The sequence below is a fragment of the Acidiphilium rubrum genome, assembly GCF_900156265.1.
Taxonomy (GTDB): Bacteria; Pseudomonadota; Alphaproteobacteria; order Acetobacterales; family Acetobacteraceae; genus Acidiphilium; species Acidiphilium rubrum.
The window spans coordinates 1-18,489 of record NZ_FTNE01000029.1 but is presented as its reverse complement, the minus strand read 5'-3'; the positions used below and the strand labels follow the sequence as shown (position 1 = coordinate 18,489).

Below are 18,489 nucleotides of genomic sequence, written 5' to 3'. Positions count from 1 at the left end.
TGCGGATTGGGGTTTTAGCTTGAAAAGCTTAACAACGGGTAAGTGCTCAAACGTCTCTAGTTGCACCACCCTTATTGCAACTACAGCGTGTTTTCAAGTGAAAAATTTATGATCCGTGATACGCGACAATTTTTATCAACAATTTTCTCAAAATAACACAGAAACATCGAAGCACGAGACTGATCTGAGGTTTGAGCTACGGCCTGCCGGCCTGCGATGACATGACCGGACTCTTAACGCGCCAGCAGCGCTTGCAGTTCCTCGGCATGGCGGTAGCCGGGCATCAGCCGGGCCAGTGACGCGTCCTGCTCTGTGGCGGGGTGGAAATAGATCTCACTGGAGCCCGCAGGCAGATGGGCGCGCAGGACGCGGATCTTGTCTTCCGTCATTCGGCCGGACCATTTGATGCCGAAGACGTGATCGGGGCTGGTGAGTCCGGCGCTGCGCGCCTGGTGGCGCAGCACGTCGGACCAGGCGTGCAGTGCGCGGTCCCCCAGCGTCGGTGTCTCGCCGCAGGCGGCGAGGACGGCGGGCGGCTCGGCGGGAACGCGGATGCGGGTGAGGCCGAATTCGCGGCCGATCGTGATCATCAGGCGTGCAACCGTGGGGTGCAGGTGCATGTGCTTGTGGCTGTCCGCGTGGTGCAGCGCGAGGCCGGTGGCGCGGAACGCCTCGAACTGGGCGCGGATTTCGCGTGCAAGTTCGCGCCGCGCGGCGGGTGAGGCGAAGTAGCGGACGCCGCGCGCCACCTGATCGGTGCCGAACCGTCCGTCCGGGCCGGTGATGTGCGGCAGGGCCGCGTGGCCGAGTGCCGAATCGCCATCGACCAGCACCAGATGCAGGCCGACCGCGAGACCGGGCAGGCGCCGCGCGCGCGCCACCGCATCCGCCGCCGCCGGGGCCGCGACCATCAGGCTGGCCTGGGTGAGGCAGCCATCCCGATGGGCGATTTCGACCGCTTCGTTGACGCTCTCGGTCAGGCCGAAATCATCGGCCGCGTAGACGACGGATTTCGGTTCAGGCAGCGTGGCGCTCGCGCAGGAATTGGTAGAACTCGACGCCTTCGCGCAGGCGGCGCTTCATCATCTGCGGGCTGCGGACCATTTCGTTCAGGATCGACATGATCTTCGGCGCGCGGAAATAGAACTTCCGGTAGAACAGCTCGACGCTTTCGAAAATCTCGGTGTGGCTGAGGTTGGGGTAGTGCAGCGGTGCGATCTGGATGCCGTGATCGTCGATCAATTCGGCGTTGGCGACGTCGAGCCAGCCGTTTTCCACCGCCTGGTCGTACAGGAATGTGCCCGGATAGGGCGCGGCCAGCGAGACCTGGATGGTGTGGGGGTTGATGTCCTTGGCGAACTGGATGGTCTCGCGGATGGTCTCCTGGCTTTCGCCGGGCAGGCCGAGGATGAAGGTGCCGTGGATCTTGATGCCGAGATCGTGGCAATCCTTGGTGAACTGGCGGGCCACCTCGATCCGCATGCCCTTCTTGATATTATGCAGGATCTGCTGGTTGCCGGATTCATAGCCGACCAGCAGCAGGCGCAAGCCATTGTCGGCCAGGACTTTCAACGTGTCGCGCGGCACGTTGGCCTTGGCGTTGCACGACCAGGTGACGCCGAGCTTGCCAAGCTCGCGCGCGATCGCTTCGGCGCGGGGCAGGTTATCGGTGAAGGTGTCGTCGTCGAAGAACAATTCCTTCATCTGCGGGAAGTCGCGCTGGATTTGTTTGACCTCGGCGATGACGTGTTCGACCGAGCGGGTACGGTAGCGGTGGCCGCCGACGGTTTGCGGCCAGAGGCAGAAGGTGCAGCGCGATTTGCAGCCGCGGCCGGTGTAGAGCGAGACATAGGGGTGCAGCAGATAGCCGATGAAATAATCTTCCATCCGCAGGTCGCGCTTGTAGACATCCGACACGAAGGGCAGGCTGTCCATGTTTTCGAGGATCGCGCGATCCTTGTTGTGGATGATGGCGCCGGTGGCATCGCGGTAGGAAATACCATCGACCTCGGCGAAGGCCTTGCCCTCGGCGATGTCCTTGATCGTGAAGTCGAACTCGTTGCGGGCGACGAAATCGACCGGGGTGCCACGCTCGAGGCTTTCCTGCGCCTGCACTGCCACCTTCGCGCCGATCATGCCGATGATGACGCGCGGGTTGGCGTCCTTGATGGCGGCGGCGACCTTGACGTCGTTGGCGAACGACGGGGTCGAGGTATGGATGATCACCAGATCGGCCGCGTTGGAATGGGGCAGCACATCGGCCATGCCGAGATTGGCCGGCGGCGCATCGATCAGTTTCGAGCCGGGGATCAGCGCGGCGGGCTGGGCCAGCCAGGTGGGGAACCAGAACGAGCGGATCTCGCGTTTGGCCTGGTAGCGCGAGCCGGCGCCGCCATCGAACCCGTCGAACGACGGGGGTTGCAGGAACAGGGTCTTCATCATCGCTTCGATCCTAACTCATGTACCGGACTGGCTGCCGGGGAAAACGCGCCGTTGCTGCGGCCGGAATCGGCGTGCAGCGTCTGGCCCCGCCAATCGACCGTATCGCTCCAGAAACTGGCCACGAAAATGATCGCCGAAAGACCGTCGCGCAAGAGGAAAAGCCATGGCGCGGCGGTTTTGGCAAGGGTTGGGGATTTCGCGCCACCGCCGGCGAGGCCGAGGCGACGCTCGAGATGGCGGGCGAGGGCATAGCGCAGCCCGGCGGCGAGGGCGACGACAATCCAGGCCCAGGTTGCGAAATCGGCCAGGACCAGACCGGCCAGCGCCCAGAACAGCGGGAATTGGACGATCAGCCCCCAATAGGCGCCGGGCACCAGCGCACGGATGGTGCGCGCCCAGCGCAACTCGTGGCGGATCAGCGCCCTGAACGTCGATTCGGTGACGCTGGTGGCGGGGATGGTGCGGGCGAGGTTGATCGGCTGGCCGATGGCGCGGACGCGCTGGCCGAGCACGTTGTCATCGGCCAGATGGTCGAGCAGGGCGGGCAGGCCGCCGATCGCGGTGAGGGTCGCGCGGCTGAGCGCCATGGTGGCACCCAGGCAATCGCGCCGGCCGAGCGCGCGCGCGATGGCGGCACCGGGCAGGAATTGATGGTTGATCTGCATCGCGCCCAGCATGGCGGGCAGCGCGGGGCTCGCCGGCAAGCCGGTGTAGAACGAGGTGATCAGGCCGGTGTTCGTCGCGTTGGTCGCGGCTGCGATGGCGGTGAGGTAGTCGGGCCTGGCGTGGATATCGGCATCCGAGATCACCAGCAGATCGTGTTTCGCGGCCGGCAGCATCGCGATCAGATTGGCGATCTTGCGGTTGCGGCCGGGCGGGGTGGGGCCGGTGATGACCGTGACATCGACCTGCGGGTAGCGTCGGCGCAAGGCGGCGATGATGGCGAGCGCGGGGTCCGTGGGGTCTGCGGCGCCGAACACCAGTTGGAATTTCGGATAATCGAGCAGGAAGCATGATTCCAGCGCGGCTTCGAGCAGGGGTTCGGTGCCGTAGAGCGGTTTCAGCAGGGTGATGGCGGGTTGGTTGCCGCTCGACGGTGTGGGGGGGCTTATTTTGATCAGGCTGGCGCCGATCGCCTGCTGGGCGAGGCCTGCGAGGCAGAGCGCATCCGCCAGCGCGGGTAGCACGGCGACCATGATCAGACTCGGAGCAGGCCCGGCGCGCGGCCCTGCTCAGCCATGCAGCGCGCCGCCGGACAGGGCAGTGACCTTCTGTTTGAGCGCGGCGATCAGTTTGGTGGCATTGCCCGGCTCGATCAGGCTGCCGAAATCCGAACGCTGGGTCGCGACCTTGCTGATGGTGCCTTCAAACAGGACGTCGGTGATTTTCCAGGTGGCGCCGGCCGGGCTCATGACATAGGCGAGCTTGGTCTTGTGGCCGGTCGGCGCGATCAGATCGGTCGTGACGACGCGGCTGGCGCCGACGCTGCGGCTGCCGGGCAGGGTTTCGAATTTTTGGCCGCCGTAGCCGCTGAAGCTGCTGATGTAGCTGGCGACGGTGTATTGGGTGAACAGCGTCTGCAACTCGGTCTGCTGCGCTGGCGGGATTTGCGACCAGAGCAGGCCGGCCGAGGTTTCCAGGATGACCGGCAGGTTGAAACTCTGCTCGACCACCGGCTTGAGCGCGGTATAGCGCGTCATGAAGCTGGCACCCGCGCTGGCGGACTTCATTGTGGTGATCAGCGCGCGATCGAGCGCGGTGACCGGGGCGGCAATCGATGCGGCATCCGTGGCAGCAGCGCGTGCCGACGGAACCACCAGGGGCAGCGCCGCGAGGAGCGGTGCTGCGATGAGAATGCGGCGTTTCATGACCACAGATAATGGGATCACTGCGCCGGAATTGCGACCGGGGCATGCGTTTTTTCGCCATGACCGCTGCGTCCGAGAGCGGCGAGCGCGTGCGCCACGATATCCTTGGCGGTCAGCCCGGCATCGATCAGCTGGGCGGCCGGGGTGTTGTGATCGATATAGCGGTCCGGCAGGGTCATCGGGCGGAAGCGCAAACCGTGGTCGAACGCGCCGGACCAGGCGAGGTGATGCGCGACGGCGGCGCCGAAACCGCCGGCGGCACCGTCCTCGATGGTGATCAGCACTTCGTGGTGGCGGGCGAGTTGGTCGATCAAGGCGGTGTCGAGCGGTTTCATGAAGCGCGCATCGGCCACGCTGGTGGGAAAGCCGCGGGCAGCGAGTTCATCGGCGGCTTTCAGCGCATCGTGCAGGCGCGGGCCGAGGGCGAGGATGGCGACGCTGCTGCCCTCGCGGATCATGCGGCCTTTGCCGATTTCCCAGGGCGTGCCGCGGGCCGGCAGTTCGAGGCCGATGCCCTCGCCGCGCGGGTAGCGGAAGGCGGAGGGACGATCGTCGATGATGGCGGCGGTGGCGACGCAATCCATCAGTTCGACCTCGTCGGACGGGGCCATGATGATGAAGCCTGGCAGGCAGCCAAGGAAGGCGAGATCGTACACGCCGGCATGGGTTGCGCCATCGGCGCCGACCATGCCGGCGCGGTCCATCGCGAAGCGGACCGGCAGGGATTGCAGCGCGACGTCGTGGACCACCTGGTCGTAGCCGCGTTGCAGGAAGGTGGAATAGATGGCGCAGAACGGTGCCATGCCCTCGGTCGCCATGCCGGCGGCGAAGGTGACGGCGTGCTGCTCGGCGATGCCGACATCGAAGGTGCGGGCGGGGAAGCGCTTGCCGAACGCATCGAGCCCGGTGCCGCCGGGCATGGCGGCGGTGACGGTGACGATGTTCGGGTTGGCCTCGGCCTCGGCGATCAGGGCGGTGGCGAAAACTTTGGTGTAGGACGGCGGGCCGGGTGGCGCCTTGGCCTGTTCGCCGGTGACGACGTTGAATTTCGAGACGCCGTGGTATTTGTCGGCCGAGGCTTCGGCGGGCGCGTAGCCTTTGCCCTTCTGGGTGACGACGTGCAGCAGGATCGGTTCCTCGCCCTCGGCATCGCGCAGGTTGCGCAGGACCGGCAGCAGATGGTCGAGATTGTGACCGTCGATCGGGCCGACATAATAAAAGCCGAGTTCCTCGAACAGGGTGCCGCCGGTCAGGATGCCGCGGGCGTATTCCTCGGCGCGCTTGGCGGTGCGTTCCAGGGTGCGGGGGAAGCGCTTGGCCATGCGGGCGGCGAAGTCGCGCAACGACAGGAAGCTACGCGAGGAGATCAGGCGCGAAAGATAGGCGCTCATGGCGCCGACCGGCGGAGCGATCGACATATCGTTGTCGTTCAGCACCACGATCAGGCGGGATTTGCTCGCGCCGGCGTTGTTCATCGCCTCATAGGCCATGCCGGCGGACATCGCACCATCGCCGATGACCGCGATAACGTTGCGCTGGGGGGTGTCGCCCTTTAGGTCGCGCGCGATGGCCATGCCGAGGCCGGCCGAGATCGAGGTGGAGGAATGGGCGGCGCCGAACGGGTCGTATTCGCTCTCCGAGCGGCGGGTGAAGCCGGACAGGCCGCCGGGCTGGCGCAGGGTGCGGATGCGGTCGCGCCGGCCGGTGAGGATTTTATGCGGGTAGGTCTGGTGGCCGACATCCCAGATCAGCCGGTCGCGCGGGGTGTCGAACACCGCATGGATGGCGACGGTGAGTTCGACGACGCCGAGCGACGCGCCGAGATGGCCGCCGGTGATGGAGACGGTGTCGATCGTTTCGGCACGCAGTTCATCGGCCAGTTGGCGCAGCTGCTCGCCGGAGAGATTGCGCAGGTCGGAGGGGATGTTGATGCGGTCGAGCAACGGGGTGCGGGGCGGCATCAGGCGCGGCCCTCGGTGTGCAACTCCGAACGATCGCTTGTGTCATGGGCCATCATGTTACGTCCTTTACGATCCGTCTGCTCAGCGCCGGGTTTGTCGGTCCGACCATCGACGGGCGGATGACGCAAGAGCGCCGGTGCGTGAGTCAGGCTTTTATTAGAGACAGACATAAGCCGAACTGCGCCGGAATGAAACCGGGGGGCTGGATTGGCGCGCGAGCATGGCAAATTCGCAACAGGCATGGCGGGTGTGCGGCGGTTCACGCTGCGTTGCGGCAGCGGGCCTTGCGGAATCGCGGGGCGATGACCTACTCTGATAGTCTCTTGCAATGAGATCGCGCCGGATCCAGGCGGCGACTCTGATATTCCCACGGATCACGAAAGGGCGTCAGCTCGATGGATATGTCCCTGACTTCGACTGAACTGACCCAGGCGGGGTCGGATGCCGCTGCGGGCGTGGTGCCGACCATGAAGGTGGTTCTGGCGCAGCCGCGCGGGTTTTGTGCCGGGGTGGAGCGGGCGATCGAGATTGTCGAGCGCGCCTTGGTGAAGTTTGGGCCGCCGATTTATGTGCGTCACGAAATTGTGCACAACCGGCATGTGGTCGAGGATTTGCGCGCGCGCGGGGCTGTGTTCGTCGATGAGATCAGTGAGGTGCCGGACGGCGCGATCACGGTGTTTTCGGCGCATGGGGTGGCCCGGAAGGTACAGAAGGCGGCCAGCGATCGTTCGCTGCCGGTGATCGATGCGACCTGCCCGCTGGTGGCCAAGGTCCATTCCGAGGGGCGGCGTTACGCCGGTCAGGGGCGCGAGATCATTCTGATCGGGCATGCCGGCCATGCCGAGGTTGAGGGCACGATCGGGCAGATCGATGGCCAGGTGTATTTGGTGCAGACGGTCGAGGACGTGGCGACGCTGACGGTCGAAAACCCGGCCATGCTGTCCTATATCACGCAGACCACGCTGTCGGTGGATGACACGCGTGGGATCATCGCGGCGCTGACGGCGCGGTTTCCGACCATAACCGGGCCGGATGTGCGCGATATTTGCTACGCGACGCAGAACCGCCAGGAAGCGGTGCGGCATCTGGCCGAGCAGGTCGAGCTGATCCTGGTGGTCGGGAGCCGCAATTCGTCGAACTCGAACCGGTTGCGCGAGATTGGTGCGGAGCTTGGCCGGCCGTCGTATCTGATTGACGATGCGGATCATCTGGATGCCGCGTGGTTCGAGGGCATTTCGGTGGTGGGTGTGACCGCGGGCGCTTCGGCGCCGGAGGTACTGGTGCGCGGCGTGCTCGAAGGGTTGAAGCGGTTTGGGCCGATCGAGGTCGAAATGCTGGCCGGCACGCCGGAAGACGTGCGGTTCAAGCTGCCGAGTGAAGTGAGCGACGACTAAACGTCCGGTTTTGACGTCGTCTATCCAGTTCAAGGGTTTCAGGAGTTATCTTATGGGCGTGCCGCTTAATCAGGCGATCAAGGTCGGGTCTTACGTGCTCAAGCAGCATCTGACGGGGCGGAAGCGTTATCCGCTGGTGCTGATGCTGGAGCCGTTGTTCCGCTGTAATCTGGCCTGCTCGGGCTGCGGCAAGATCGATTATCCGGCACCCATCCTGAACCAGCGGCTTTCGGTGGCGGATGCGCTCGAGGCGGTGGATGAGTGCGGCGCGCCGGTGGTGGCGATCGCCGGTGGCGAGCCGCTGCTGCACAAGGAGATGCCGGAGATCGTCGAGAAGATTCTCGCGCGCGGCAAGTTCATTTATTTGTGCACCAATGCGCTGCTGCTCGAGAAAAAGATCGACCAGTACAAGCCGCACAAGAATTTCTGCTGGGACATTCATCTGGATGGCGACAAGCAGATGCACGACAATGCGGTGAGCCAGGAAGGCGTGTACGAGCGCGCGGTTGCCGCGATCAAGCTCGCGAAGGCCAAGGGCTTCCGGGTTTCGATCAATTGCACGCTGTTCGATGGCACCGATCCGGCCCGGGTTGCCGGGTTTCTGGATACGGTTAACGAAATCGGGGTCGATGGCGTGATGACCTCGCCGGGCTATGCCTATGAGCGGGCGCCGGACCAGGAGCATTTCCTGAATCGGCAGCGCACCAAGGAATTGTTCCGCGCGATTTTCCGTCACGGCAAGGAGCGCAAGGCGCGCGGTCAGGCGTGGAAGTTCAACCAGTCACCGTTGTTCCTCGATTTCCTGGCGGGTAATCAGACGTATAAATGCACACCGTGGGGCAACCCGACCCGCAACGTGTTCGGCTGGCAGCGGCCTTGCTATCTGCTCGGTGAAGGTTACGCCAAGACCTACAAGGAGCTGATGGAGTCGACGGATTGGGATAAATACGGCGTCGGCAATTATGAGAAATGCGCCGATTGCATGGTTCATTCCGGTTTCGAGGCGACGGCGGTGGTCGATTCGGTCAAGCGGCCGTGGAAAATGGTCAAGCTGGCGATCCAGGGGATCAAGACTGAGGGCGCGATGGCGGCAGACATTCCGCTCGATCACCAGCGGCCGGCGGATTACGTGTTTTCACGCCATGTCGAGCAGAAGATGGCTGAGATTCACGCCAAGCCGGCCGTGGTCGATAGCGCCGACTGAGAGTTCCAGGGCAGTTACCCAGGGGTTGGGACATGATCAGGTTCCAACCCTGAGGAACAAGCCGGCACGGAGCCGCGCGTCGTTTTGCTCGACCGGTTCGGCCGGTTTGGGCTGTGGCGCGTAGTCTGGGCTGCGTTTTTCGACCACCAGATAACCGCGACCCCAGTTGGTTTCGATCAGGTCGTCGGCGCCGAGCGCCAGCAGTTTTTTGCGGATCTTGCAGATGAACACGTCGATGATCTTGGGGTTGGGCTCGTCGAGCCCGCCGTAGAGGTGATCGAGGATCGCTTCCTTGCTGAGAACGCAGCCTTTGCGCAGGGCGAGGATTTCCACGATCTGGTATTCTTTTTTGGTGAGGCTGACCTCGATGTCGCCCACGAAAATCTTTTTCGCGTTCATGTTGATCTGGACGTTGCCGATCACGAGTGATGGGCTTTGGAAGCCGCGGCTGCGGCGAACCTGATTCTGCACGCGGAGAAAGATTTCCTCCTGTGAGGTCGCGTTGACGATCAGATCGTCGACGCCGGCTTCGAGCACCCGCAGGCGGCTTGATTCGCCGAGGCTGTGCGCCACCGCGACGATCGGGCAGCGCAGGCCGCCGATCCGCAGGCGGCGGATCAATTCGATTTCGGCGGACCGTGTGTCCGCGAGGCGCAGCAGAACGGCATCGTAATCGTAGAACCGGGCGAGATCGAGTGCCTCCTCGGACTCCGCGGTTTCATCGACGACGACGAGTTTCGATTTGAAGAACATCGTCATGATGTCTTTATTATCGAGTATATGCCCAAAAATGAGTATTTTCATCACAACCCCCGGTTAATATGATCAATCAATACAACCGAAAGACGTGCTCGTCAACAAAATAATTTTAATTTGATAGTAATTGTTGAAATAATATTATTATATCTAGTATTTGATACTGTTATTTCAAAATTGTCGGATAACAGCGTTCTGAAACAAAACTGCTGGGTTTGGGGACGCCACACGGCGTAACCTGGACGCCTGGGGCGTCCGCTATCGGGCTGCGTCGCGGTCGGCGGTTGGACCGAGCGACGGGTTCGCAGGGGTGCGGCTTGAGCGGAAATACCAGGGCAGCGCTGGCCGATCTGGCCTTTTACTGTTCGATCCAGCGATCCCGCGCGCTCTGGTCGGTCTCGCGCGGCGCGACCCAGCGTGCCGTGCCGTCGCGGAACTCTTCGTGTTTCCAGAACGGGGCGTCGGTTTTCAGCCAGTCGATCAGGAAGGTCATCGCCTCGATCGCATCGCCGCGATGGGCGCTGGCGGCGGCGGCGAGCACGATGCGCGCACCGGGTTCGAGCCGGCCGGTGCGGTGGATGATCAGGCAGTCGAGCAGGCGCCAGCGGATCATTGCGGTATTCGCGATGGTGGCCAGGGCCTGTTCGGTCATGCCGGGGTAGTGTTCCAGCGTGAGGGCCGTGAGCGGCCGGTTATCGGCGATGCCGCGCACGATGCCGATAAAGCTGGCGACGGCGCCGGCATCGGCCTCGAGCGTGGCCAGCGCGGTGCCGGGATCGAAATCGGCGGGCCCGACGATGATCCGCGGCATGGTCAGCCGCCCGTGAACGGCGGGAAATAGGCGAGTTCGCGCGCATCGCCCAGGGGTGTCTCGGGCGGCGCGAACACCTGATCGAGCGCGGTCTTGATGGCATCGCGGTTGGCGAAGGCGCGCTGGTGGGCGGGGCTGAGGCCGGCCAGGTACTCGGTCATCTCACCGATCGTGGTGACGCTGTCGGGCGGATCGATCGTGTCTTCGGCGTGGCCGATCCGCTCGCGCAACCAGGCGAAATAGAGGATTTTCACGGCAGGGCTATTGCCCCTGCACGGTGACGACCTGGCCGTTGGGCTGGATCAGCGTGGCGGTGCCGTTGCCGTTCGGGATCAGGATGCCGCCGCCGCCGCCATTGATCGGGGCGACGGTCTGGTAGCGGCCGTTGCTCGATCCGCTGACGACGCCGGCCGGACCGGTCGGGCCCATCAGCGTCTGGCCGACCGCGAATTGCTTGCCGCTGCCGATGGTCTTGGCCGGGGTCGGCGTGGTGGCGGGTGCGGCCGGTTCGTTGGGCAGCGCGCTCTGGGCGCTGCCGGGTGAGGTGGAGCTGCCGTTCACGGCGTGGCCGTAGCCGCCAAATTTGGTGGTGCCGGCGTTCGGGCCGCTATCTGCGTGGGGTTCGGGCGTCGCCATGCCGCCCTCCGGCACGGAATAGGCGTTGGTGCCGGTCGGTTTGCGGCCGTACTCGTTCTGGAACTCCTGACCGAGCGGGGTGTTCATGTGCTGCTGGATGTCGCTCAGGGTCGGCACCGGGCGGACCGGGCCGGGCCAGACATCGCCCGGCTGCGGCAGGATGGGGGCAACCGCCACATCGTTGCCGCGGGCGCGCTGCATGTTCAGCGCGTAGCCCTTCGGTGCGTTGGGATCGCCGAACGGGTTGAGCGTGCTGCCGAGGTAATTGCCGACGCCGGCGCAGCCGGACAGCAGGAGCGCCATCGCGCCGGGAACCGCGAGGGTCAGGGGTCTGGAGAGTGTTTTCATCGTGATGGATCGGGAGCCACGCCGCATCGTGTTGATTCCTTCAGAAGCCGCTGATGCTGTTATGCGCCGGATTACTGCCCGATCTCAAGCCGAGACGGGTGACGATGAATGCCGCGACAGCCGTCGGCGATGCGAGATCGAGCACCGGCAGGGGGCAATCGGGCAGCGCCGCATCGCTCGCGACGGCGATAACGTGTTCGAAATCGGGCCAGAGCGGCGGCTTGCCGAGCGCGGGGCGGTGGATTTCGAGTTTGTCGACCGGGGCCGATTTGAACCCTTCGGCGAGGTAGAGATCGGCTGGCGCCATGCGGGCCAGCAGCAGGGCGAGATCGGGCTCGTCCTCGCTGCGATGCTCGCGAAACAGCACGAAACGGTCCCGGGTGGCCAGCATGGTCTCGGTCGCGCCGGCCATGCGGTGGCGATGACTGTCCTTGCCTGGCTGGTCGGGGTCGACCTTGTGATGGGCGTGTTTCAGCGTCGAGACGATCAGGCCGCGCGCGGTGAGGAGCGGGATTAGCGATGCCAGCAGGGTGGTCTTGCCGCTGCCGGACCAGCCGACCAGGGCGAGGACGGGTCTTGGTGTTACGATATTTGACATTTTCAGGAGCAGTCTGAAGGGAAGGCTTCTTTTTTGTAAAAAAGACGCAAAAAACTTTTTGACCTTGGGGCACGGGCGTTTTCACCGGCATGGGCCCAGATGAGTGAAGTTTTTTTTGCTTCTTTTTTGTTCACAAAAAAGAAGACTTTCTTTGCCTGATCTCGTCCGTCCAAGGTCAGGGCGCAGGATCGGGTTGAATGAGATGCCGCAGCCCGGCGTTCAGGTAATCCCAGCCCGTGATCAGCGTCAGGATCGCGGCCAGCCAGATCAGCACGCCGCCGATATCGGTTGCGGGAAAGCCGCCGATGCCGAGGATCGCAGCACCCTGGTCGCCCAGCAGCAGCACGCCGAGCGCGCCCATCTGGGCGGCGGTTTTCCATTTTGCGAGCCGGGTGACCGGCAGGCCGATGCTGATGCCCGCGAGATATTCGCGCAGGCCCGAGACCAGGATTTCGCGCAGCATGATCACGATGGCGGGGTAGATGCCGAACGCCGGCAGCAGATGGAATCCGACCAGCAGCATCAGCGTGGCGCCGACCAGGAGTTTGTCGGCGATCGGGTCGAGCATGCGGCCGAGGTTGGAGAGCTGCCGGCGGGTGCGGGCAAGGCGCCCGTCCAGCCAGTCGGTGATGCCGGCGAGGGTGAACAGGGCCGCGGCGAGCAGATCGGCGGTCGGGTCGCGCAGCGCGACCAGCAGCACGAGCAGCGGAATGGCGGCGATCCGCGACAGGGTCAGGACGTTCGGCAGATCGGTCAGCATCGCGCGAGATTAAGCTGTTTTCGTGCGGTGCGTAAGTCGGTTGAGGAGGTGTTTCGGCCGCGGTTTGTTGATCAGGCGCAGGGCGCGCAGGAAATTCGGCGCCATGGCTTCCACGCTATGCGGATCGAGCACGCCGCTCTTGGCGAGTTTGGCTTCCAGATCGTTGATCGGTGGTGGTTCGAACGGCGCGAGGCGGCGGCCGGCGGCCGGCAGCAGCGCATCATAGGCGCGGACCAGCGAGCCATGTGCGGCGATGGCCTCGCGGACACGTTCGACAGTGGTGCCCAGGTGCTCGGAAAGCAGCGTGTCCCGCACGTCGAGAATGGCCGCCCGCAGGTCGGCGCGGTCCGGACCCTCGTGCGGCACTTCGATCGCGAGATCGCATTCGGTGTCGATGCCCATCGAGCGGTTGTTGATGTTCGAGGAGCCGACCCGTAGCAAGGTGTCGTCGATGATCAGCACCTTGGCGTGGACATAAATATCCGCATCGCCCGCGCTGACCGGGGTGGCGAACCGCAGGCGGCCGCCGTGGTCGAGCCGGTTGAGGTCGCGCAGCAGCAGGGCGCGGGCGGAGCCCATGGCTTCCTCCTCGAGCCAGCCATCGGCGCGTTTGGGGTTGATGATGATGATTTCCGGACTGTCCGGCTCGGCAAGGCGCGCCGCGATGGCGGCGGCGATGCGCGGGGCGGCGAAATACTGGCTTTCAAGATAGATGGTGTAGCGCGCCGCGGCGATCGCGGCGACGTAGAGTGCCTCGATCTCGCGGGTTTCGGGCATCTCGGCGGTTTTCGGCCAGGTGCGCGCGATCCCGACCATGACGTCGCGGAAGCGCGGCTCCAGGCTGCGCGGCCAGGGAATTTCGGCACGCGCCGGTGGTGGGGCGAGCCGCTTGCCGGTGGCGGCCAGCCAGCGCATGCGCGCCAGATCGCCCAGGGCGCGGGCGGCGTCGCCATCGACCGCCGTGGTCACGTCGTGCCAGGGGCCGTAGCGTTTGCCATCGGGTTCGTCGCGGCGGGGATCATCGTCGATATGCTCGCCGGTGTCCCAGCGGCCGACCGTCGTGTCGATGCCGCCGCAGAAGGCCAGGCGGTCGTCGATCACCACGATTTTCTGGTGGTGGCAACCACCGGCGGGATGGTTGCCATCGAGCCGGAAATGGATGCGGCGCGAGGTGAGCCAGTTGAGCAGGATCAGCGGCGTGGTGCCGCGCATCGGCATTTTCATGAACGCCAGATCCCAGCGCAGCACATGGACGTGCAGGGATGGATTGCGTTTGACGACATGGGTGAGGAAATCGCCCAACCGGTTCGGCACACCCTGCGTCGCCTCGCCATCGCGTTCGAGCTGGATGCCGGTGTGGAAATCCCAGCCGATCATCATCACTGAATGCCGGGCGGACAGGATCGCTTCCTTGAGCGCGCGGAAATAGGCCGCGCCATCGATGATCACCGCCATCCGATCCGCGTGGTCGAGGCGCCAGACGGTCTCGCCGGGGCGCAGGATGGGCGCGCTCATGACAGCAGCCGGATGGAGTCGCCCGGCGCGATGCGGCCGCCCTCCAGCACTTCGGCGAACACGCCGCAATCGACATGGCCGAAATGGTCCATCAATTCCTTGACCGGGTTGGCGTCGCGCTGCCGGGTTTCGGGGTTCACGCAGGTGGCGGCGCAGCGGTTGATGCGTTCGGTCACGCGCAGGCGGGCGTCGCCGATCGCGATGGTGCGGCCAATCCAGGTCAATTCCTCCCAGGGTTCGAGACCGGTGAGGTAGAGATTGGCGCGAAAGCGCATCGGCTGGCGTGGCGCGCCGGCAGCGTCGCCGAGCGATTGCAGGCTTGGCATGCCGATCAGGCTGATCACCGCGCCGTCGTGATCGCAGAAACTATGGCCATCGACGTAAACGAACTGCGGGGTGCCGCGCATGGCACCGGGTAGAGCGTCCGCGATGAAGGCGGTGATGGCGGCGCGGCCTGCGGCGGTGAGCGGTTCGGCATCGAGTGCCGCGCCATCCGGAGCGATCAGGGTGAGGATGCCGGTGGCGGGTTCGAATCGCGCAGTGAGCTGTGCCGCTTCGATATTGCGGGCAAGGCAGAGGAATTCGGTTTTCGGGCGCCACGCCGGGGTTGCCGGGTCGAACCGGCTGTCGCCCTGGGCGAGGGCGAAGGCGCGATCCCAGTCGATCGCGCGGCCTGGGCGGAGTTCGGCATGCGTCAGCGGCTCCGGCGTCAGGCCCTTTACCGGGTAGCGATACATCGTGTCGATCCGCATCAAATCCCCCTCTTGAGCGAGATCAATGCTACAACCATTTGTGATCGGCAAGGTCGCGCCGTTGCCTATTGAGGGACGGTTCGGCCCGATCGCCGACTGAAAGGGATCAAGACATGGATTTTGAAAAATTCACCGAGCGGGCCAGAGGGTTCGTTCAGGCCGCACAGACCATTGCCGTGCGGGATTATCATCAGTTCATCACGCCCGAGCATTTGCTGAAGGCGTTTCTGGATGACGACGAGGGCGCTGCGACCGGGTTGATCCGCGCCGCCGGGGGTGATCCGGCGGCGGTGAAATTCGCGGTGGACGCGGCCGTCGCGAAACTGCCGAAAGTGCAGGGTTCCGGCGCGGGCCAGCCGCAGATCACGCCCGATCTGGTGCGGGTGCTCGATGCCGCGCAGACGATGGCGCAGAAGGCGGGCGATGAATACACCGCCCAGGACCGCGTGCTGGTGGCGCTGGCCGCGAGCGATTCGGCGGCCGGGCGCGCGCTGAAGACGGCAGGTGCCTCGGCGCAGGCGCTGGAGACGGCGGTGGCCGATATTCGCAAGGGCCGTACCGTGGACAGCGCGAATGCCGAGCAGAATTTCGACGCGCTGAAAAAATACGCGCGCGACGTGACCGAGGCGGCGCGGGCGCAGAAACTCGACCCGGTGATCGGGCGCGATGAGGAAATCAGGCGCGCGATCCAGGTGCTGGCGCGCCGGACCAAGAACAATCCGGTGCTGATCGGCGAGCCCGGCGTCGGCAAGACCGCGATTGTCGAGGGTCTGGCGCTGCGGATCGTGAACGGTGATGTGCCGGAGGCGTTGAAGAACAAGCGGCTGATGTCGCTCGACCTCGGCGCGCTGGTGGCTGGGGCGAAGTTTCGCGGCGAATTCGAGGAACGGCTGAAGGCGGTGCTCAAGGACATCGAGACCGCCAATGGCGAGATCATCCTGTTCATCGATGAGATGCACACGCTGGTCGGCGCGGGGCGGGCGGATGGCGCGATGGATGCCTCGAATCTGATCAAGCCTGAACTGGCGCGCGGGGCGTTGCACTGCATCGGTGCGACGACGCTCGATGAATATCGGAAATACATCGAGAAGGATGCGGCGCTCGCGCGGCGGTTTCAGCCGGTGTTCGTCGATGAGCCGAGCGTGGAGGACACGATTTCGATCCTGCGGGGCATCAAGGAGAAATACGAGCTGCATCACGGCGTGCGGATTCTGGATTCCGCGCTGGTGGCGGCGGCCACGCTGTCGAACCGCTATATTTCAGACCGGTTCCTGCCGGACAAAGCGATCGATTTGATCGACGAGGCGGCATCGCGGCTGCGGATGCAGGTGGATAGCAAGCCGGAGGCGTTGGATGAGCTCGATCGGCGGTTGATGCAGCTGAAAATCGAGCGCGAGGCGCTGCGCAAGGAAGACGACGCGGCTTCGAAGGAGCGGCTGGGGCGGCTGGAAGGCGAGATCGCGGCGATCGAGGAGAAATCGGACGCGATGTCGGCGGCCTGGAAGGGCGAGAAGGACCGGCTGAACGAGACGCAGAAACTCAAGGAAAAACTCGACCAGGCGCGCGGCGAGATGGAAATGGTGCAGCGGGCGGGTAATCTGGCCCGGGCATCGGAGCTGATGTACGGCGTCATCCCCGATCTGGAGCGCAAGCTCGCGGCCGGCGCGGGCGATGGGACGGCCGGCGGCGCGATGGTGAATGAAGCGGTCACCGAGCAGCAGATCGCGCATGTCGTGGCGCGCTGGACCGGCATTCCGGTCGATAAGATGCTTGAAGGCGAGCGGGCCAAGCTGACCAAAATGGAAGATCTGCTGCGCGCGCGCGTGGTGGGGCAGGAGGCGGCGCTGCGCGCGGTCTCCGATGCGGTGCGGCGTGCGCGCGCCGGGCTGCAGGACCCGAACCGGCCGATCGGCTCGTTCCTGTTCCTCGGCCCGACCGGGGTGGGCAAGACCGAGACGTGCAAGGCGCTGGCCGAGTTTTTGTTCGACGACGAGCGCGCGATGGTGCGGATCGACATGAGCGAGTTCATGGAGAAGCACGCGGTCGCGCGGCTGATCGGCGCACCGCCCGGCTATGTCGGCTACGAGGAAGGCGGTGTGCTGACCGAGGCGGTGCGGCGGCGGCCGTATCAGGTGATCCTGTTCGACGAGGTCGAGAAGGCGCACGAGGACGTTTTCAACGTGCTGCTCCAGGTGCTCGACGATGGGCGCCTGACGGATGGCCAGGGCAGGACGGTGGATTTCAAGAATACCATCATTGTCCTGACCTCGAACCTCGGCAGTGAGATCCTGGCGGCGCAGCCGGACGGCGAGGATGTCATGATGGCCGAAGCGGCGGTGATGCGCGTGGTGCGTGGCCATTTCCGGCCGGAATTCCTCAACCGGTTGGACGAGGTCATTTTGTTCCGGCGGTTGCAGCGGGCTGATATGGCGACGATCGTGGACATCCAGTTGCACCATCTCGAGGCGTTGCTGGCCGACCGCAAGATTACGCTGCGGCTCGACCAGGCGGCGCGGGATTGGCTGGCGAACGAGGGGTACGACCCGGTCTATGGCGCGCGGCCGTTGAAGCGGGTGATCCAGCGCAGCCTGCAGAACCGGCTGGCGAGTGCGATTCTGGCCGGTACGATCCACGACGGCGAGACTGTGACGGTCGGCGTCGGTGAGGATGGTCTGACCGTTGTGGGCGCTCTGGCGGAGGTGGCTTGAGGTTGTTTCTGTCATGTAAATGCCATCGAGCATGCGTTCTGCTCATGGCCGAACTGCGATGGTGAAAATGGCGGTGCCGGCCCATTTAGGCGCCGCCTGTTTTCAGAAGTTTCTAGTATTGGCCAACGTTTTTCAGAAATTTCAATGAATGCGTTGGTGGGCGTTGACAGGGGGCGGGGCGGCGCGTAGAAGCCCGTTCACCGCTGATGAGGCGGCGACCGACGGAGCGGGTCAGACCGCAACGTCAGTTTTGTTCTTTGAGGTTTGTGAATAGGCTAGGAAGGGATACGTTGGTGGCGTTTGGCTACTGATTGTATTGCTGGGTCTGAGAGGGCTTGGTGGTGTGATTGGTGGTGATTGCTGTGTCTGGGTTTAGGCCTGGGTGTGGTGGTGGTTGATTTGGGTTGATTGGTGGCTGGGTAAGGACCTGGTTTCATTGATTGGTTCTGATGAACTTTCGAACGTTGATGATGTATCTTTTGATGCAAGACAGAATGTTTCGAATGCTGTCTGGGTCTTGTGGCCTGGATGGTGAATGAGTGGGCTGGGTCTGGTTCGTGGTGTTTGTACCTGCGAGGGTATTGGCATTGATGAACATGAGAGTTTGATCCTGGCTCAGAGCGAACGCTGGCGGCATGCTTAACACATGCAAGTCGCACGGGCAGTAGCAATATTGTCAGTGGCGGACGGGTGAGTAACGCGTAGGAATCTATCCTTGGATGGGGGACAACCGTGG

At 64.2% G+C, this 18,489-nt stretch carries 16 protein-coding genes and 1 rRNA gene; 4 read left to right on the top strand and 13 right to left on the bottom strand.

All coding sequences use genetic code 11. The features are described from left to right. Nucleotides 1-233: 233 nt before the first annotated feature. Genes hpnK through dxs form a run of 5 tightly spaced genes read right to left on the bottom strand, consistent with a single transcriptional unit; the run spans nucleotide 234 to nucleotide 6,271 of the window. Nucleotides 234-1,025: a hopanoid biosynthesis-associated protein HpnK gene (gene hpnK / locus BW994_RS16055; RefSeq protein ID WP_029313161.1), complete on the bottom strand. Its 792-nt coding sequence runs from the start codon at nucleotides 1,023-1,025 to the stop codon at nucleotides 234-236. Next, on the bottom strand, nucleotides 1,018-2,442 hold the full coding sequence (gene hpnJ, locus BW994_RS16050) for a hopanoid biosynthesis associated radical SAM protein HpnJ (protein WP_029313162.1): 1,425 nt from the start codon (nucleotides 2,440-2,442) through the stop codon (nucleotides 1,018-1,020). Before hpnJ ends, hpnK begins: the two co-directional genes overlap by 8 nt. Continuing rightward, the gene (gene hpnI, locus BW994_RS16045) at nucleotides 2,439-3,638 is read right to left on the bottom strand and encodes a bacteriohopanetetrol glucosamine biosynthesis glycosyltransferase HpnI (protein WP_051657549.1); all 1,200 of its coding nucleotides are present in this window, start codon (nucleotides 3,636-3,638) and stop codon (nucleotides 2,439-2,441) included. The genes hpnJ and hpnI overlap by 4 nt, the downstream gene beginning before the upstream one ends. 36 nt (nucleotides 3,639-3,674) lie before the next feature. Then, nucleotides 3,675-4,310 (bottom strand): ABC transporter substrate-binding protein, encoded by a 636-nt coding sequence (locus BW994_RS16040; RefSeq protein ID WP_245594193.1) that lies wholly within the window; start codon nucleotides 4,308-4,310, stop codon nucleotides 3,675-3,677. A gap of 17 nt (nucleotides 4,311-4,327) precedes the next feature. Then, complete coding sequence (dxs, locus tag BW994_RS16035) at nucleotides 4,328-6,271, bottom strand: 1-deoxy-D-xylulose-5-phosphate synthase (RefSeq protein ID WP_029313165.1); 1,944 nt, start codon at nucleotides 6,269-6,271, stop codon at nucleotides 4,328-4,330. Nucleotides 6,272-6,666: 395 nt separating this feature from the next. Here dxs and ispH point away from each other — a divergent pair, with 395 nt between their 5' ends. Further along, nucleotides 6,667-7,665 (top strand): 4-hydroxy-3-methylbut-2-enyl diphosphate reductase, encoded by a 999-nt coding sequence (ispH, locus tag BW994_RS16030; protein WP_408734956.1) that lies wholly within the window; start codon nucleotides 6,667-6,669, stop codon nucleotides 7,663-7,665. 52 nt (nucleotides 7,666-7,717) lie between these two features. Next, nucleotides 7,718-8,869: an adenosyl-hopene transferase HpnH gene (gene hpnH / locus BW994_RS16025; protein ID WP_029313167.1), complete on the top strand. Its 1,152-nt coding sequence runs from the start codon at nucleotides 7,718-7,720 to the stop codon at nucleotides 8,867-8,869. Between the two features lie 36 nt (nucleotides 8,870-8,905). Here the strand turns inward: hpnH and BW994_RS16020 are convergent, their stop codons facing one another. The 8 genes from BW994_RS16020 to BW994_RS15985 all read right to left on the bottom strand — a co-directional run bounded on the left by BW994_RS16020 (nucleotide 8,906) and on the right by BW994_RS15985 (nucleotide 15,045). Continuing rightward, a complete protein-coding gene (locus BW994_RS16020; protein ID WP_245594194.1) occupies nucleotides 8,906-9,628 on the bottom strand; it encodes a response regulator transcription factor in 723 nt (240 codons plus the stop codon). Between the two features lie 355 nt (nucleotides 9,629-9,983). Continuing rightward, on the bottom strand, nucleotides 9,984-10,436 hold the full coding sequence (locus BW994_RS16015; protein WP_029313169.1) for a molybdenum cofactor biosynthesis protein MoaE: 453 nt from the start codon (nucleotides 10,434-10,436) through the stop codon (nucleotides 9,984-9,986). A gap of 2 nt (nucleotides 10,437-10,438) precedes the next feature. Further along, nucleotides 10,439-10,690 (bottom strand): molybdopterin converting factor subunit 1, encoded by a 252-nt coding sequence (gene moaD, locus BW994_RS16010; RefSeq protein ID WP_029313170.1) that lies wholly within the window; start codon nucleotides 10,688-10,690, stop codon nucleotides 10,439-10,441. Between the two features lie 7 nt (nucleotides 10,691-10,697). Further along, nucleotides 10,698-11,420 (bottom strand): hypothetical protein, encoded by a 723-nt coding sequence (locus tag BW994_RS16005; protein ID WP_139334159.1) that lies wholly within the window; start codon nucleotides 11,418-11,420, stop codon nucleotides 10,698-10,700. Nucleotides 11,421-11,460: 40 nt separating this feature from the next. Then, nucleotides 11,461-12,018: a molybdopterin-guanine dinucleotide biosynthesis protein B gene (gene mobB / locus BW994_RS16000; protein WP_051657550.1), complete on the bottom strand. Its 558-nt coding sequence runs from the start codon at nucleotides 12,016-12,018 to the stop codon at nucleotides 11,461-11,463. Nucleotides 12,019-12,193: 175 nt separating this feature from the next. Next, nucleotides 12,194-12,778, bottom strand: a complete 585-nt coding sequence (gene pgsA, locus BW994_RS15995) for a CDP-diacylglycerol--glycerol-3-phosphate 3-phosphatidyltransferase (RefSeq protein WP_029313173.1) — start codon at nucleotides 12,776-12,778, stop codon at nucleotides 12,194-12,196. A gap of 9 nt (nucleotides 12,779-12,787) precedes the next feature. Beyond that, nucleotides 12,788-14,293 (bottom strand): phospholipase D-like domain-containing protein, encoded by a 1,506-nt coding sequence (locus BW994_RS15990; protein ID WP_076454712.1) that lies wholly within the window; start codon nucleotides 14,291-14,293, stop codon nucleotides 12,788-12,790. Next, nucleotides 14,290-15,045, bottom strand: coding sequence for an MOSC domain-containing protein (locus BW994_RS15985; protein ID WP_029313175.1), 756 nt, complete (start codon nucleotides 15,043-15,045; stop codon nucleotides 14,290-14,292). Before BW994_RS15985 ends, BW994_RS15990 begins: the two co-directional genes overlap by 4 nt. Before the next feature lie 113 nt (nucleotides 15,046-15,158). Here BW994_RS15985 and clpB point away from each other — a divergent pair, with 113 nt between their 5' ends. Both clpB and BW994_RS15975 read left to right on the top strand, forming a co-directional pair. Beyond that, on the top strand, nucleotides 15,159-17,753 hold the full coding sequence (gene clpB / locus BW994_RS15980) for an ATP-dependent chaperone ClpB (RefSeq protein ID WP_029313176.1): 2,595 nt from the start codon (nucleotides 15,159-15,161) through the stop codon (nucleotides 17,751-17,753). 592 nt (nucleotides 17,754-18,345) lie between these two features. After that, a 16S ribosomal RNA gene (locus BW994_RS15975) occupies nucleotides 18,346-18,489 on the top strand; the annotation flags it as partial.